This is a genomic window from Streptomyces sp. NPDC091387 (assembly GCF_044756945.1).
In the GTDB taxonomy this organism is placed as follows: domain Bacteria; phylum Actinomycetota; class Actinomycetes; order Streptomycetales; family Streptomycetaceae; genus Streptomyces.
Window position 1 is genome coordinate 136,221 of sequence record NZ_JBIVTZ010000018.1, and the last position, 15,585, is coordinate 151,805.

Here is a 15,585-nt window from a genome sequence, read left to right on the forward strand (position 1 = left end):
GACCTGGCCGCCCCACGCATGGGAGACATGATGAAGCGCGAACCGATCAATCGCAGGACCGTCCTCGCGACGGCTGCCGGCGCCTTGGCCGCGGGTGCCGTCACCTCGATGCCGCACATCGCCGCGGCGGCCGACGCGCAAGAGCAACTCACCGACTACGCCAAGCACACCACCGACGGCGCCAGGAGCATCACCGTCACCAGCGTGACCGGGCAACGACTCCGGCTGACCGCGTACGGAGAGCAGATGGTCCGGGTGAGCGCGGCCCGCGCCGGCGAGGAGTTCTTCTCCGACACCCGCTACGAGATGGTGCGGCCGGAGAGCCACACCGCTCTGGGCGGCAGTCTGCAACTCACGGCCACCACCGACACCCTGGAGATCCGCACCGCCGCCGCCGACGGTCTGCGCATCGTCCTGCGCAAGAAGCCGCTACGGCTGGAGTTCTACTCCCTGGCCACGGGTGCTTCGCTGGCGAAGGAGGACGCGACGCGCGGCATCTCCTGGAGCGGCACGAACCACACCGTCGCCACCGAGGCATTCGTCCCGCCGCCCTTGGACGAGCGCTTCCTCAAAGCAGGACACGGCGTACTGGGGCGCGCACCGCGGCTCGACCGCACCGGTGACACGGTCTCCCACAACTACGCCGACGCGGCAGCCGCCGCGGACAACCCCAACGATCAGGCACCGGCCATCGTGCCGTTCTACCTGTCCAACAAGGGGTACGGAGTCTTCTTCAACACCACGTTCGACACGACCTTCAACTTCGGCGGGTCGAACGGCTACGGATTCTTCGCCGACGGACACGACTCCGGGGGCGTAAGTCCGCAGCTGGACTACTTCCTGATCAACGGACCCCGGTTCGCCCAACTGCTCGACCGCTACACGCAGCTCACCGGACGGCCGCGGCTGCCTCAGCGGTCCGTCTTCGGGCTGCAGCTCTCCGACAAGAACTTCGCCGACGTGAGCGACCAGGACTGGTGGCGGGAGAAGATCACCCAGCACCGCGCCGCCGGCTTCCCCTTCGACCACCAGGTCAACGACAACCGGTGGCGCGAGGGCTCGGGCTCCTGGTCCGGTTCGTGGTTCGAGTTCAGCCACGAGCGCTGGCCCGACCCCGCCGGATACCAGAAGTGGGCCGCCGCGAACGGCGTCACCGTGACCCTGGACTACAACCGCAACAACACCAACGAGATGGCGGGATGGAAGGGCGGCCCGCCGCCCGGTTACAGCCTCGCGGCGGCCGACCTGAAGAACGTGAAGGAGAACAATGCCGTCGCCGACTGGAGCAACCCCGACACCCGCGCCTGGGTGTGGAAGGTCTTCTGGGACAAGGCTCTCAACCCCGCCCTGAAGTTCCCCGGCGACGGCCTGTGGATCGATGAGGTCGACGACCTGGGCGGAATTCCGTACACCGCGAAAATGGCCGACGGCCGCACCTGGGCCGAGGCCCGCAACGCCTACTTCCTGAACGTGCACAAGGCGGTCGGCGGGGAGGGCTGGGACCCCGACGGGGCTGGACACATCGGAACCGCCAAGCGCCCGTGGAACTGGAGCCGTGGTGCTACCGCGGGTCAGCAGCGCTACGGGCACTACTGGACGGGTGACATCAGCTCCACCTACAACGAGATGCGGAACCAGATCAGGGGCATGCAGACGGCCGGACTGGGCGGCTTCCCCTTCGCCAACATCGACGGCGGCGGTTTCGGCGACGGGAACCTGATCTCCGACGCCTTCTACCGCAACTGGCCCGTCGGCTGGTCCAGCCTCGCACCGATCTGGCGCCCCCACGGCACCGCCTCGACCAAGGACCGCGGCAAGCAGGCATCGCGCTGGCCCCTCGACCAGAGCACGCAGGCACGAGCGGACTTCGCGACGTACGGGCAGCTCCGGTACAGCATGATGCCGTACATCTACACGCTCGCCCACCAGGCCAACGCCACCGGCATGCCCATGGCGAGGGCCATGGTGATCGACTACCAGGACCGGCCGCAGGCCTATACCCACGACCTGCAGTACATGTGGGGTCCCTCGCTTCTCGTCGCCCCCGTCACGTCCGACGGAGGAACCGTCCAGCAGATCTGGCTGCCGGCCGGAACCACCTGGTACAACTTCTGGGCCGACATCAAGCACACCGGGTCCGACACCGCGGATCTGCCGTACACCACGCGTACCGGCGAAACCCCGCTCTTCGTCAAGGCAGGGGCGATTCTTCCCCGGTACCCGTACGCACAGAGCAGCGCCTACCTCACCAAGCGGCAGCTGGAGATGGACGTCTACGCGGGGGCGGACGGAGCCTTCGAGGTCGTCGAGGACGACGGGGTCACCGAGGCGTACCGGACCGGCAACCGGACGAGCGTCACCCGCCTCACCTACGCCAATGCCTCCCGGCGCGTGGTGATCGCCCACCCGAAGGGGACGTACGACGGCGCGCCCGGCGGACGGCGCTACGTGATCCGGGTCCATGGCCTGGATGCGCCCGTGGGGATGCGGATCAACGGCGGGACGACGCTGCCCGCCTTCACCAGCGAGGCCGCCGCACTGCTCAGCGACGGCGGAGCCGGCAGCGTGTGGAACGCGGGAGCGAAGATCTTGACCGTCGTCACACCGGAGATCTCCGTGATCACGAACGGCGGCAACGCCGTCACCGTCGAACCCAGCGGTGGATCCTTCCCCGGCGTGGGCGGCGGCACGGTTTACCAGGCGGAGAACGCACGGCTGGACAGCACCTTCGCCATCGACACCAGCCACCCCGGATACACCGGGACCGGATACGCCGACTTCACCGGAACGGCCGCCGGCTCCACCATCGCCTGGACCGTCGCGGTCACGGCGGCCGGCCCGAAGCGACTCGTCGTCCGGTACGCCAACGGCGGCGGCGCGGACCGCCCCGCGACCATCGACGTCAACGGGAAGAAGGCCGGCACCCTCGCCATGTCGCCCACCGGAAGCTTGGACATCTGGGCGACGAACTCCGTCACCGCGGAGCTGCCGCAGGGGAACGACATCACCGTCCGCGTGATCCTCACCCAGTCACAGGGCGCGAACATTGACAGCCTCACCGTGCTGTAGCGGCGTCACGCCCCCGGATCCGGCGCCGAGCGCGCGGTGGCCGCCGGGACCACCGGCCAAGACGGCGGTTCCGACGGCTGCGGTGCGATACGCGGGCGGTGCACGCGGTTGTCCCCATGGCACCGCGAACATCCGCTCGCACGAGCGTCACATCATGTCCCGGCACGACTCCACACTCTTTCGAGGTTCGGCATGCTCGCACGCACCCTGACATCCGTTCGACGCCTGGTCTCGGGCGTCCTCCCGCTTCTCGTCGCCGCAGCCGTCGTGCTGGTGGCGACACCGACCGCGCACGCCGATCCGGTGAGCACGTTCACTCCCGGGAAGGCGTGGACCGACACTGCTGGGCGCACCCTCCAGATGCACGGCCTCGGCATCGTCAAGGTCGGGTCCGTCTGGTACGCCTTCGGCGAGAACAAGACCGGCGAGAATGCGGACGACACGAGCTTCCAGTCCATCGACTGCTACCGGTCCACCGATCTCTCCCACTGGGTCTACCAACGTGCCGCGCTGAGCCGGCAGCCGAGCGGCGACCTGGGCCCGGGCCGCGTGGTGGAACGCCCCAAGGTCCTCTACAACGCGTCCACGGCCACGTATGTGATGTACCTGCACATCGACAGTCCGTCCTACGGAGAGGCGAAGGTCGGGGTGGCCACCAGCAGCACGCCGTGCGGTGCCTACACCTACCGGGGAAGCTCAAGGCCCCTGGGGGCCGCCGGCAAGGACATCGGCGTGTTCCAGGACACGGATGGATCCGGGTACCTGATGCGAAGGGACCCCGACCACGGTCTGCGCATCGAAAGGCTGTCGAGCGACTACCTCACCGTCACGAGCACGGTCCACACCTTTCCCGACTACGAGTCCCCGGCGATGGTCAGGTCGGGAGGCCGCTACTACCTCCTCGTGTCCAACCTGACGGGCTGGAGGACCAACGACAACGTCTACGCCACCGCCACCTCCCTCTCCGGCCCCTGGTCGTCCTTCCGAACCTTCGCGCCTCCTGGCACCAAGACGTACGACTCGCAGACCGCCAACATCATCCCGGTGCAAGGCACCGCGGCGACCACCTTCGTCTACGCGGGCGACCGGTGGAACACCGGCGATCTCGGCGCGTCCCCCCTGGTGTGGCTGCCTCTGACCATCAGTGGCGCCACGGTGACCGTCAGCTGGCAGAACTCCTGGACGCTCGACGTGGGGGAAGGCACCTGGACGGGCACTTCCAACCCTCCGGCCGCCACTAGCCGCCGCCTGACCAGCGCCCTGAGCGGACACCTGATGGACGTGAGCGGCGGAAATACCGCGAACGGGTCGGGAGTTGTCCAATGGCCTTCCACCGCTGGAGTCAACCAGCAGTGGACGCTTCACCGGCTCCGCGGAAACGTCTACACGCTGGTCGGTGTCGGCAGCGGCAAGTGCCTCGACGTCCCGGGCCGGTCCGCGGAACAGGGGACCCGCCTGGACGTGTGGACCTGCGACAACGGCACCAACCAGCAGTGGGCACTGCAGGCCGCCGGCACCTATTCCTCGTCCTCCAACGCCTCCTACGCCCTGGTCAACCTCGGTAGCGGTTGGGTGGTGGACGTTCCCAAGGAGTCCACCACCCCTGGCACCGCTCTCCAGCAATGGGCCGCCACCGGTGGCACCAACCAGATCTGGATCCTGAGCTGAACGGAGCGGCCACCGCCTGCGTGGCCTGGTCCGCCGGGCCACGTCCGGCCCCCGATCGGCGGTTCTGCCGGTACATGTCGGGCCGGCATGCGCCTCGGGATCTGGCACCCCTCTCCGCGAAATTCACGGTGAGCGTGTCTGCGTACCGGCAGCGATGAGGCCGGCACTCCAGCCTCCGACCGGACTTCTCTCAGGCCCGGGTTGCCGCTGCTACGAGGATCCAGTTCCTGAACTCGACCGCGTAGTGGCGGAGGTGGTGCTCCAGGACGTCCGGGGGGCACGTGGTGGGGACGTAGACCGTCAGGCTCGCGGTGAATCCGTCGGCGGTGTCGCCGAACTGGGTCAGTGCCCGTCCGACGATCGTGCCGTCGGCGAGGAAGAGGTTCGAGGACATCTTGTGCGGAAACTCGGCCTCAGGGAGGAGTTCTTCCGCGTCCGCGGCCCAGGCCATCGCGTCGGTGCCCCAGCCGCCCATGAAGAAGGAACAGACGTGGGGGCCGATGTTCTCCACGACGTTGAACGCGCCGTCGGCCCCGGGGGCCATGACGTAGTGCTCGGGGTGCGCGGCGAGGAGTGCGCTCTCGTCACCGGCGAAGGCCTTCTCCATCCAGGAGAGGAAGTCGGCCGAGGTGAGACCCTTCGTCGCGAGCACCGTGGTGCCCGCGTCGAACGCACCGGCGGACGCGAGGGCGCTGTCCCGCAGGAAGGCGTTGCCTTCCTCGATGTCCGCCGCCAGCAGGTCGAGCAGGCCCTGGCGCCCCAGCCGCTTCCGGAAGCGGTCCAGGGCGCGGCGGGAGTAGAAGAGCTCCAGGTCGTCGATGCTCCCTCCGCCAGTGGGCCCCGACTGGAGCGTCACGGTCACAGGGGAAATCTTGTTGTCGGTCATGGTTGAACCTCCTCCATATGTGAACATGAATTCACGTTCGCATTTCGAGGTTACGCCTGGAAGGGCGGGTCTTGTCAACGGACCTGCGCGGATCGTCGCCGGTACGATGCGTCACATGACTGAGGAGCCCGACCGCCCCGCGCTCTACCGGCAGCCACGGCAGGCGCGGAGCGCCGCGACCCTGGCTCGCGTACTGCGGGCGGCAGAGGAAGTCGCGGCGTCGGGCGGCCTGGAAGAAATGACGATGACCGGTGTCGCGGAGCAGGCCGGCGTCGCGGTCGGCACGATCTATCGCCGATTCGAAGACAAGGACCAGCTGATCACCGCCCTCAGCGAGCGGATGCTGGAGCGGCGCGAGGAGTATGTGGCCGAGCAGCTGCGCGCGGCCGAGCCGTCGCTCTCCGGTGTCATGGACGCCTACGCACGCGCCCTGCTGCAATCGTTCACCGACAACAACAGCCTCTTCCCGGAACTGCTTCGCGCGCGGGGCGTGAAATCGCCGGAACGCGGGGCCCGAGCCATCCTCGAGATCCACCGCCTCCTTCTCGAAGCGACAGCCCCTTACACCGGACAGATCCGGCGCTCCAACCCCGAGGCGGCTCTCGACACAGCCGCCCGCGCCGTTCTCGGAGCCTGCTTCCACAACTCGGTGCGGCCCGACCCGGTCACCGGGGAGGCGGAGGTGAGCCGGTACGCGCGAGACCTCAGTGACCTGGCGATCGCCTACCTCCTCTCTCCCGACCAGCGCCGCGCCCGAACCTGAGGTGACGTCAGATCGCGGCCGGACCCCGGCTGTGATCTGACGTCAGGCGTCCGGGATTCGCAAAGAGTGCAGTCCGAATCGGGCTGCGGCGGCCTCCGGTTCGTCGGGGCCGGGGTCCACCAGCCCGATCCAGGCCACCCCTCCCGACCGCTCCAGACTGTCGGCGGCGTCCTGCAGGTCCGCCGGGCTGGCGGTGCGACGCCCTTCGGCGTAGACCCGACCGTCGATCGCCGTCATCGGCCCGTCCTCTCGTCTTCCGGCGGCGGGACCAGAACGCTCTGCACGGCAGGTCCGACCAGCCGGACCAACGTCTCACGCTCGGCCTCGCTGAGCGTCGGGACTCGGACGAGGTCTCGTCCCACCACCAGCCCGACGAGCATCGACGACACGATGCCAGCCCGGAGCGACGCGTTGTCGACGGAACGTGACGCCACGGCATTGATGAGCATCCGCTCCTGGAGGAATTCCCTCAGCTGCTCGTTCGCCTGTTCGTTCACGATGGCGCCCCTGAGCGTTGCCATGAGCGGTTCGGAGCTCCGGACATCGCCCTCCCAGATCCCGAGGAAGGCACGTACTACTCGTTCGCCGAGGAGTTCGTCGGGCCCCTCGAACGCAGCGCTGAAGCGGCTCAGCGCGTCCGCCGGGATGGACATGACTGCGGCGAACAGTTCGTTCTTCGACCGGAAGTACTGCATGACCAGCGAGGCGTCCACTCCCGCGTCGGACGCGACCCGTCGGATCGTGGTCGCGGTGAACCCGTCAGTCGCAAAACGGGCACGAGCGGCGACCAGGACTGCCTGCCGGGTCGTGCTGGGCCCGGGGCGGCGCCCCGGGCGCCCAGCGGTGGCGGAGTTCGTATGCGCGGTCATGCTCAGAAAGTACCTCCTCCGCCGATAACTCAACGTGGGTTGAGTTATCGGATTCGCGGACGTACGGTCGATGTGCAGGCAGAGCACGTCGGCAGACCGAGAGAGGCGAGGAGCTCGTGGTGAGCGATGACATGAGGGTGTACAAGCCGTCCCAGCCGCTGGAGCCGGGCCCCCGGTACGGGATTCTGAGCAGCTTCGAGCCGGGTACCCGAACGCTGGAAGCGGGCTTCCGGATCGCACCGCAGTTCCAGTCCCTGCCGGTCGACATCGTCCTGGACAAGGACGTTCCGGTGACTCTGCGTGACGGAGTCACCGTTCACGTCGACGTCTTCCGTCCCGCCGGGGCCGCGAAGGTGCCGGTCATCGTGGCCTGGAGCCCGTATGGGAAGGGCCAGGGGACCTCCGCCAGCGTGATGGGCATCTTCGGCATGGTGGGGCTGGGCAACGACGTGGTCTCCGGTCTGGAGAAGTTCGAAGGCCCGGATCCGGCCTACTGGTGCGCGCAGGGCTACGCGATCTGCAACCCGGACATCAGGGGCGTGGCGGAGTCCGGGGGCGACAGCGTCGTGTGGGACCGCCAGGAAGGGCGGGACTGCTACGACCTCGTCGAATGGCTGGCCGTCCAGGACTGGTGCACCGGGAAGGTCGCCATGAGCGGAACGTCCTACCTCGCTGTCTCGCAGTGGTTCACCGCCGCCGAGAGGCCCCCGCACCTGGCGGCCATCAACCCGTGGGAGGGCGTGAGCGACGTCTACCGTGACCTGGTGATGCGCGGCGGCATGCCCGACACCGGATTCGCCGCCCAGCTCCAGGACCACAGTTACTTCGGCAAGGGGCGGCGCGAGGACATCGTCACGGAGGCGGAGCGCCACCCGCTCATGGGCGACCTGTGGGAGGAGAAGATCCCGCACTTCGAGCAGATCGACGTCCCCGCGTACATCGTCGCCAGCTACTCCAACACGCTGCACACCGCGGGTACCTTCCGCGCCTGGCGCCGGATCGCCTCCGAGGACAAGTGGCTGCGCATCCACAACAGCCAGGAGTGGCCGGACTACTACGACGAGGCGAACCGGGAGGATCTGCACCGGTTCTTCGAGCGTTACCTCAAGGAGGAGGACAACGGATGGGAGCAGACGCCCCGCGTTCGCTACTCGCTCCTCGACCTCGAAGGCGGCGACAAGGTGGACGTCCCCGCGGACACGTTCCCGCCGGAGGGCGTCACGTCGACGAAGTACTACCTCGACGGCCGCTCGCGGACCCTGTCGCCGTCGGTACCCGGTGCCGAGGCGACGGCGGGCTACACCGTCGGGTCCAATCCTGACACCGTGTCGTTCGTGACCCGCTTCGACCAGGAGACCGTACTGGTCGGATACCCCAAGGCGCACCTGTGGGTCGAGGCGAAGGGCTCGGACGACATGGACCTGTTCGTCCTGGTCCAGAAGCTCGACGCGTACGGCACGCCGCTGCAGCAGTTCACCGTGCCGAACCAGGGCGCGCTGATCCAGGACGTCACCGAGCGAGGTGCCTCGATCCTGCGGTACAAGGGCTCCGACGGCCGCCTGAGGATCTCGATGCGCCACTTGGACGAGAAGCTCTCCACGGAGGACGTCCCCGCCCACAGCTTCGACCGGGTCGAGAAGCTCTCGCCCGGTCAGGTCGTCGACGTCGAGATCGACCTGCTCCCTGTCGGGCTCACCTTCTACCCGGGCGAGCAGCTGCGCTTCGTCGTCAGCGGCCGGTCGCTGCTGGGGACGATGATGCCCGGAAACCGCGAGTACGTCCCGGCCAACAGCGGGCAGCACGTCATCCACACCGGGGGAGACCGCGCTTCGTACCTCCAGCTGCCCGTCAAGGCAGGCTGACGGCTGTGGTCCACCCCCGATCGGGGGAGGACCACAGCTGCCCAGGACCGGCGGTCCGTCGTCACCGCGGCCGCCGGCCGTCCCGTGATGCCAGTGGCCTCTCGCCGCCCATCCTTGTGTCAGAAAGCGTCGGGCTGGCCCGTGCTGGGTGGTGTCGGTGGTGCGGCGTGTCCGCATCGGGCGGGGAGGTCCACGGTGACGGTCGTTCCTGTTCCGAGGACGGAGGTGACGCGCACGGTCCCGTGGTGGGCGTGGACGATGGCCTGGACGATGGCGAGACCGAGTCCGGAACCGCCGTGGGCGCGGCTGCGGCCGGCATCGGCCCGCCAGAAGCGGTCGAAGACGCGCATGAGGTCTTCGCCAGGGATTCCAGGGCCGTGGTCAGCGACGCGAATGGTGACCTGGGTGGCTGTCGGTTCGACGGAGACTCCGATCGCGGCGCCGGGCGGGGTGTGCTGGATCGCGTTGCCGAGGAGGTTGTTCAGGACCTGCTGGAGCCGGGGCTGGTCTCCGTGCACGTAGGCGGGTTCGGGTGCGTACAGGTCGATGGCACGGCCGGGTGCCACGACCCGGGCGTCCTGGACGACAGCGGTGGCCAGGCGCTGGAGGTCGACGGGCTGGGAGTCCAGAGGGCGTCCGGCGTCGAGGCGGGCGAGGAGAGAGAGCTCCTCGACGAGAAGGCGCATTCTGCCGACCTCGCCGTCGACCCGTTCCAGGGCTCTGTCGAGGTCGGCGCGGGCGCTGAGGCCGCCCTGGTTGTAGAGGTCGAGCCAGCCGGAAATCGTGGCCAGGGGTGTGCGCAGTTCGTGTGAGGCATCGGCTGCGAATTCGCGGATCTGGGTCTCGGCGCGGGCCTGGGCATCGAAGGCGTCGTTGACCGCGACGGCGAGCCGGTCGGTTTCCGTGTGTGATCCGTGGACGGGCAGACGTTCACTGCGCGCGCCGGACGCGATCTCGTCAGCCGCGTCTGCCATCCGCCCCAGTGGGCGCAGGCCGATCCTGAGGATGAGCAGTGCGACGGCGAAAGCCAGCACAAGGGTGATACCGACGCTGGTGGCCTGCCCGGAGAAAGCTGTGCAGGTGACGGCACCTCCTCCCTCAACCTGACGATTCCTTGACGGTTCTGCCCACGACGCCCGCTGCCTCTGGCGGCTGAACACCGGACGACGCAGGCCGAACTCCGACCGCACTTTCCTGTTGCGGCCCGCCGGATCGAGGCGCCCGTGACCGCCCCGGCGACTGTCTCCGTCCCAACCTCCGGCTGCGATCTTCGGCAGCAGCGTCGCCTTGCGCCGCACTTCCCGGAAGAACCGGCGATGGAGAGATTCCCAGCAGCGGCCTGGCGGCGGGACGTCCTGGTCGCACCATGGCCCGGATCCAACCGATGCTCGGCAACGCCTCTGACATCTGCGAGAAACCAACCTATTGACTCTTTGCTATAGCGGCGGCACTGTTGCGGACATGAGTACCGATGCCCTCAGTCCGATGGAGACGACGTCGTTGGCCGACCAGGCCTACCGGCGGCTTCGTGCCGCGGTCCGTGAGGGGGCCCTGCGGCCGGGAGAGAAGATCACCGAACGTGATCTGGCCGCCCGCCTCGGTGTCAGCGCCACACCCGTGCGCGAAGCGCTGCGCCAGCTGGTGCACGAGAAGGTGGTGGAGCGGGTCGGGACCCGCTCGCTGCGGATCGCCGATCATTCGGCCTCGGCGCGCTCGGAGATCGTGGAGGCCGAGGTGCGGCTGTCCGCCTTCATGGCTCGCCTGGCCGCCCGGAACGCTACCGACGCGCAGCTCGCGGACCTGGGCGAGACGCTGGAGCAGGCCGATGCCCTGGTCGGTGGGATCGAGCAGGATCTTGCTGAACGCGGGGCGCACGCCGACGTGACCGACCAGCTGGTGGCCGTCCACCGTCAACTGCGCCGCTTCCATCACCAGGTGGAGGCAGCGGTCGGGAATCCGGTGCTCGAGGGGCTGCTTCAGCAGGCCCGTGCCTTCAGTGACGAGGAGCGCCTCGATCTGACGATCAAGCTCGCTCCGGAGCGCGCCGAGGCTTTCCGCCGGAGATTCCGCGAACACCGCGCCCTGCTCGACGCCCTTCTGGACCGGGACGAGGAACGGGCCGAGCTGCTCGCCGCGCATCATCATCGCGAAGCGCTGCATCAGCTCTCCAGCAACTGATTGACCGACGCGTCCGACTGCCTGCCCATCGGGTCACGGCGGTAGTCGGCGTGTACGCACCTACCTTTTGCTATAGCATATGGCAAGGAGCCGCCATGCTGCATCAACCCGACGCGACCGCTGCAGGGCCGACGTCCACCCTTGTGCCGTCGGCGCCCGCCTCCGGGAGGCGGATGAGTGCGAGCGCGGTGCTGTGGGTCACCCTGGCGGTCTTCGCCCAGGAAGCGGTCTGGAACTTCTACGACGCGCAGGTCCCCGAGCAACTGCGTCAGTACGTCACCTCGGCGGGCGTCATCGGCCTGATCATGGGCCTGGACCACTCCTTGGGGATCTTCACCCAGCCGTCCGTGGGGTTCCTCTCCGACAGGCTCGTGCGCCGCAAGGCGGGGCGGTGGCCGATCGTGCTGATCGGTGCCGTGATCGCCTCGGTCCCGTTCGCGCTCATCCCCTGGGCGGACAGTCTTCCGGTACTGATGGTGTGCGTCGTCGGGTTCGCCTTGGTCGCGAACGCTTTCAAGGGCGTCACCGAGACACTGGTATCCGACTACGTCCCCGCCGGCAGCCGGAGCAAGGCGCAGGGGTTCATCAAGGCCGGCGTCAGTCTGACCATCATCGTCTCGTCGCTGATCAGCCTGCTGGTCGTGGACCGCAGCCTTCACCTGGCGTTCGCGATCCCCCCGGTCCTGATGCTGATCATGCTCGGCTTGTCCTGGATGTTCCTCGGCCGTCGGCACGAGCAGGCCGTTCTGCCGCCCGAGCAACCCACCGAGGACCAGCAGGATGTGCCGGAGTTCGCCTCTCCCTGGGCGGTGCTGAAGGATGCGGTACGCAGCCCTTCCAGCCCCACGGTGCTGCTGATGATCGGGATCTTCTGCTTCTCGGGCATGTGGACCGCGCTGCGCTCGCTGAACACGCCCTACGGCACCGAGGTCCTCGGCCTGACCCGCGGTGAAGCCGGCGGGCTCGCTCTGCCGGGTGCCGTCGCCTTCCTGGTGTGTGTACTGCCCCTTGCCTACGGCTCCGACCGGCTCGGTCAACTGCGCGCCATGCGCTACGGCGTCGGACTGTTCGTGGTCGGCCTCCTGGTCGGTTTCGCCGTCCCGACGGTCCCGGGAACCGTCGTCTCGACGGTCCTCTCCGCCATCGGCTACGCCTCGTTCGCGGTCAACGCGCTGGTCGCCCTGTGGGACTTGGCTCCCACCCAGAAGGTGCTCGGCACCTACACCGCCCTCTACACCATCGCCTCCTCCGGCGGCATGGCCCTGGGACCGGCGATCCTCGGCATCACGGTGGACCTCACCGGTTGGCGCTTCATGATGCTGAACGCCGCCGCTTTCGCCGCCGTCACCTTCGCTGTCTTCACCCTCCTGACCCGCCGGATTCCCGATCGGAACAAAGCGTGAAGCGCCGCTCCACCAGCACGACGAAAGGTCACACCCCCATGGAACTCCGCATTCTCGCCCCGACCGGGGCACTGGGAGCAGGCTTCGACGCGGACGCGTTCCGGCGCGGTGTCGCGGCCCGCCCCCATGTGATCGCCTGCGACGCCGGGTCGACCGACTCGGGCCCTGCGGCCCTCGGCTCCGGCACACCCAAGCTGTCGGCTCAGGCCGTCGCGCGTGACCTTCGGCTCCTGCTGAAGGCCCGCGACGAGCTGAAGGTGCCGCTCATCATCGGCTCGTGCGGCACCTCCGGACGCGACGTCGGCGTCGACGAGGTGGCGGCCCTCACCCGTCGCATCGCCGACGAGGAGAACCTGCACTTCAAGCTCGCCCTGATCTACTCGGATCAGCCCGCCGCCCGCCTCCAGGGCCTCTACGACGCCGGCCGCGTCCAGCCGCTCACCCACGCACCGGAAATCGACCGGGAGCTGTTCGGACGCAGCCACACCGTGGCGATGATGGGTGTCGAACCCATCCAGGAAGCCCTCGTCGAGGGCTGTGACGTCATCCTGGCCGGCCGCGCCAGCGACACCGCCCTGTTCGCCGCACTTCCCCACCTGCGCGGCGCCGATCCCGGCCTCGCCTGGCACCTGGCCAAGACCATCGAGTGCGGCGCCGCCTGCGCCGTCCCGCCGTCCGCCAACGGACTGCTCGCCACACTGCGCGACGACCACTTCGACGTCACCACGCTCGCCGACGGCACCCGGCTCACACCCCGTTCGGTCGCTGCCCACACCCTGTACGAGAACGCCGACCCGTTCCACATCGCCGAACCCTCAGGCGTCCTGGACACCACCGACGCCACCTACGAAGCCGTCGACGAACGGACGGTCCGCGTCCGCGGAGCCCGCTACCTCCCCGCCGACGGCTACACCAACAAACTCGAAGGCGCCGAACTCGTTGGCTACCAGACCGTCATCATCGGCGGCGTGCGCGACCGCGTCGTCATCGACGCCCTGCCCAAGCTCCTGCCCTTCGCCCAGCAGTACTTCGACGCGAAGATCCTCGACGTGTTCGGCGGCGAGGTGGACCCGGCCGACATCGACATCGACTACCGCCTCTACGGCGGCGGAGCCGTCCTGGGCGGCACCGAACCCGAACCACTTTGCCCCCGCGAACTCGGCGTACTGATCACGGTGACCGCCCCCGACCAGGCCACCGCCCACGCGGTCGCCACCTTCGTCGCCCACGCCAGCAGCCACCTGCCCATCGCCGAGTACGACGGGCTGGTCTCCACCCTCGCCTACCCCTACTCGCCCCCCGAGACCGACCGCGGCCCGCTCTACCGCTTCACCCTCAACCACGTCGCCACCGGCATCGCCCCCACCGAACTGTTCCGCACCACCACCGAGGAGCTCTAAGGACCATGGCCACCCTGCTCGACTACTGCTCACTGGTCCGCTCCAAGAACGCCGGGCCCTTCACCCTCACCTTCGACTTCATGTGCCACGACCGTGCAGCGTACGACTCGCTGGTGGCCACCGGCTTCCTCGACCAGGGCCTCTTCGCCTCCCTCTACGGCACCGACCCCGATCAGATCCTCGTCGTCAACCACCCCGGCGCACTCGCCGTGAAGGTCTCCCTGCCCCGCCCCACCGTGCAGGGCGACCTCCACGACACCGACTGCTACGCCGGCCAGCAGTACGCCCCGCTCATGGACATGGAGCTGCCGCCCGCCACCTGACCCGCGTCCGCCCACCTCCTCAGACACTCCGGAGCCACACGTATGCCCGCCGAACGCCCCCTTTCCCCCTGGCACCTGCCGGCCGACCACCCCGCACAGCTCTTCCTCACCGGGACGACCCCGCTGTTCGCGCTCTCCGGCGACCCGCGCGTCTCCTACTGTCTGTACGTGCCCCGGGAGCACAGCAACACCGGCGAGCCCAGCCCCCTGGTCGTGGCAGTCCACGGCACCCATCGCAACGTCGGCCAGGTCCGGGACCACTTCGCAGACTTCGCGGAGAAACACGGCTGCGTCGTCCTCGCCCCGCTGTTCCCCGCTGGCCTGACCGGCCCCAACGACCTCGACAGCTACAAGTTCTTCACCGAGCCGGGCTTCAGGCCCGACCTGCTCCTCCTCGACATGATCAAGGAGGCGGCCGGCCGCTGGCACATCCGCACCGACCGCTTCCATCTGCACGGCTTCTCCGGCGGCGGACAGTTCGCCCATCGCTTCTTCTACCTTCACCCTGACCGCCTCGCCTCCCTCTCCGTCGGCGCGCCGGGTCGCACCACCCTCATCGATCCCGGAACACCCTGGTGGCGGGGCACCGCTGACAGCGCAGAACTCTTCGGCGCGGCTCCAGACACCAAAGCCATGGCGCAGCTACCCGTACAGCTCGTCATCGGCGAACACGACACCCACATCGAGGTCTGGGAAGGAGCCGAGCAACCAGGCAGCCGCATGGACCGCCTGAACGAACTGCGCGAGAACTGGGACCGACACGGGATCGCCACACAACTGGACATCGTCAGTGGCGCCGGACACAACGACCTCGCCGTCATCCCGACCGTGCTCTCCTTCCTGTCCGAACAGATCGAAGCGTCGACAGACTGGCCGCACACGCGGGCGGCACCGCAGTGCTGACGACGGGACTCTCCTATCCGTGAGGAGCAGCAGGCCGGAACCACTGCCGGAAGCAGTGCCACACCCGTCGGCCGAGAGACCAAACCCACGGCCTTCCGCCCGACTGGGTGGGGACTCCTCGACGACCTACTCGCAGCGACGTTCAGGGCGTCCCTGTCACCGGCCGAGGGTCTATCAGGAATCAGGTGTGGTTCGTCTGTTTGGCCTACAGGTTTTTCGGTGGGCTGGTCGGCCTACACTCGTCCGGCGGTAAGGCGGCCG

General features: G+C 68.4%; 13 protein-coding genes. 9 read left to right on the plus strand and 4 right to left on the minus strand.

From position 1 onward, the window contains the following. Positions 1-27 precede the first annotated feature (27 nt). Both ACIQM0_RS31815 and ACIQM0_RS31820 read left to right on the plus strand, forming a co-directional pair. Positions 28-3,069, plus strand: a complete 3,042-nt coding sequence (locus ACIQM0_RS31815; RefSeq protein ID WP_401293332.1) for a TIM-barrel domain-containing protein — start codon at positions 28-30, stop codon at positions 3,067-3,069. 192 nt (positions 3,070-3,261) lie between these two features. Further along, positions 3,262-4,737: an RICIN domain-containing protein gene (locus tag ACIQM0_RS31820; RefSeq protein ID WP_401293334.1), complete on the plus strand. Its 1,476-nt coding sequence runs from the start codon at positions 3,262-3,264 to the stop codon at positions 4,735-4,737. A gap of 190 nt (positions 4,738-4,927) precedes the next feature. On the opposite strand, the gene ACIQM0_RS31825 is transcribed toward ACIQM0_RS31820, so the two are convergent. Continuing rightward, positions 4,928-5,623 (minus strand): hypothetical protein, encoded by a 696-nt coding sequence (locus ACIQM0_RS31825; RefSeq protein ID WP_401293337.1) that lies wholly within the window; start codon positions 5,621-5,623, stop codon positions 4,928-4,930. Positions 5,624-5,738: 115 nt separating this feature from the next. On the opposite strand from ACIQM0_RS31825, the gene ACIQM0_RS31830 reads away from it, so the two are divergent. Further along, positions 5,739-6,386: a TetR/AcrR family transcriptional regulator gene (locus tag ACIQM0_RS31830; RefSeq protein WP_401293340.1), complete on the plus strand. Its 648-nt coding sequence runs from the start codon at positions 5,739-5,741 to the stop codon at positions 6,384-6,386. Positions 6,387-6,428: 42 nt separating this feature from the next. On the opposite strand, the gene ACIQM0_RS31835 is transcribed toward ACIQM0_RS31830, so the two are convergent. Both ACIQM0_RS31835 and ACIQM0_RS31840 read right to left on the minus strand, forming a co-directional pair. Further along, positions 6,429-6,623: a hypothetical protein gene (locus ACIQM0_RS31835; RefSeq protein ID WP_401293343.1), complete on the minus strand. Its 195-nt coding sequence runs from the start codon at positions 6,621-6,623 to the stop codon at positions 6,429-6,431. Then, positions 6,620-7,255 (minus strand): TetR family transcriptional regulator, encoded by a 636-nt coding sequence (locus ACIQM0_RS31840; protein ID WP_401293345.1) that lies wholly within the window; start codon positions 7,253-7,255, stop codon positions 6,620-6,622. The genes ACIQM0_RS31835 and ACIQM0_RS31840 overlap by 4 nt, the downstream gene beginning before the upstream one ends. Before the next feature lie 119 nt (positions 7,256-7,374). On the opposite strand from ACIQM0_RS31840, the gene ACIQM0_RS31845 reads away from it, so the two are divergent. Continuing rightward, positions 7,375-9,117, plus strand: coding sequence for a CocE/NonD family hydrolase (locus tag ACIQM0_RS31845; RefSeq protein ID WP_401293348.1), 1,743 nt, complete (start codon positions 7,375-7,377; stop codon positions 9,115-9,117). Between the two features lie 119 nt (positions 9,118-9,236). On the opposite strand, the gene ACIQM0_RS31850 is transcribed toward ACIQM0_RS31845, so the two are convergent. After that, complete coding sequence (locus tag ACIQM0_RS31850; protein ID WP_401293351.1) at positions 9,237-10,415, minus strand: sensor histidine kinase; 1,179 nt, start codon at positions 10,413-10,415, stop codon at positions 9,237-9,239. Positions 10,416-10,578: 163 nt separating this feature from the next. Here ACIQM0_RS31850 and ACIQM0_RS31855 point away from each other — a divergent pair, with 163 nt between their 5' ends. The 5 genes from ACIQM0_RS31855 (at position 10,579) to ACIQM0_RS31875 (ending at position 15,324) form a co-directional block, all read left to right on the plus strand. Next, positions 10,579-11,295: a GntR family transcriptional regulator gene (locus tag ACIQM0_RS31855; RefSeq protein WP_401293353.1), complete on the plus strand. Its 717-nt coding sequence runs from the start codon at positions 10,579-10,581 to the stop codon at positions 11,293-11,295. A 95-nt stretch (positions 11,296-11,390) separates the two neighbouring features. Further along, positions 11,391-12,698, plus strand: coding sequence for an MFS transporter (locus ACIQM0_RS31860; RefSeq protein ID WP_401293355.1), 1,308 nt, complete (start codon positions 11,391-11,393; stop codon positions 12,696-12,698). A gap of 38 nt (positions 12,699-12,736) precedes the next feature. Then, complete coding sequence (locus tag ACIQM0_RS31865; protein WP_401293358.1) at positions 12,737-14,098, plus strand: acyclic terpene utilization AtuA family protein; 1,362 nt, start codon at positions 12,737-12,739, stop codon at positions 14,096-14,098. A gap of 5 nt (positions 14,099-14,103) precedes the next feature. After that, positions 14,104-14,421, plus strand: coding sequence for a DUF4387 domain-containing protein (locus ACIQM0_RS31870; RefSeq protein WP_401293360.1), 318 nt, complete (start codon positions 14,104-14,106; stop codon positions 14,419-14,421). A gap of 42 nt (positions 14,422-14,463) precedes the next feature. Beyond that, positions 14,464-15,324: a poly(aspartic acid) hydrolase gene (locus ACIQM0_RS31875; protein WP_401293362.1), complete on the plus strand. Its 861-nt coding sequence runs from the start codon at positions 14,464-14,466 to the stop codon at positions 15,322-15,324. Positions 15,325-15,585: the final 261 nt, after the last annotated feature.

Bases quoted from the DNA above. Each gene is read 5' to 3' on its own strand.
- ACIQM0_RS31815 (WP_401293332.1), top strand. From the start codon at position 28: ATGATGAAGCGCGAACCGATCAATCGCAGGACCGTCCTCGCGACGGCT.
- ACIQM0_RS31820 (WP_401293334.1), top strand. From the start codon at position 3,262: ATGCTCGCACGCACCCTGACATCCGTTCGACGCCTGGTCTCGGGCGTC.
- ACIQM0_RS31825 (WP_401293337.1), bottom strand. From the start codon at position 5,623: ATGACCGACAACAAGATTTCCCCTGTGACCGTGACGCTCCAGTCGGGG.
- ACIQM0_RS31830 (WP_401293340.1), top strand. From the start codon at position 5,739: ATGACTGAGGAGCCCGACCGCCCCGCGCTCTACCGGCAGCCACGGCAG.
- ACIQM0_RS31835 (WP_401293343.1), bottom strand. From the start codon at position 6,623: ATGACGGCGATCGACGGTCGGGTCTACGCCGAAGGGCGTCGCACCGCC.
- ACIQM0_RS31840 (WP_401293345.1), bottom strand. From the start codon at position 7,255: ATGACCGCGCATACGAACTCCGCCACCGCTGGGCGCCCGGGGCGCCGC.
- ACIQM0_RS31855 (WP_401293353.1), top strand. From the start codon at position 10,579: ATGAGTACCGATGCCCTCAGTCCGATGGAGACGACGTCGTTGGCCGAC.
- ACIQM0_RS31860 (WP_401293355.1), top strand. From the start codon at position 11,391: ATGCTGCATCAACCCGACGCGACCGCTGCAGGGCCGACGTCCACCCTT.
- ACIQM0_RS31865 (WP_401293358.1), top strand. From the start codon at position 12,737: ATGGAACTCCGCATTCTCGCCCCGACCGGGGCACTGGGAGCAGGCTTC.
- ACIQM0_RS31870 (WP_401293360.1), top strand. From the start codon at position 14,104: ATGGCCACCCTGCTCGACTACTGCTCACTGGTCCGCTCCAAGAACGCC.
- ACIQM0_RS31875 (WP_401293362.1), top strand. From the start codon at position 14,464: ATGCCCGCCGAACGCCCCCTTTCCCCCTGGCACCTGCCGGCCGACCAC.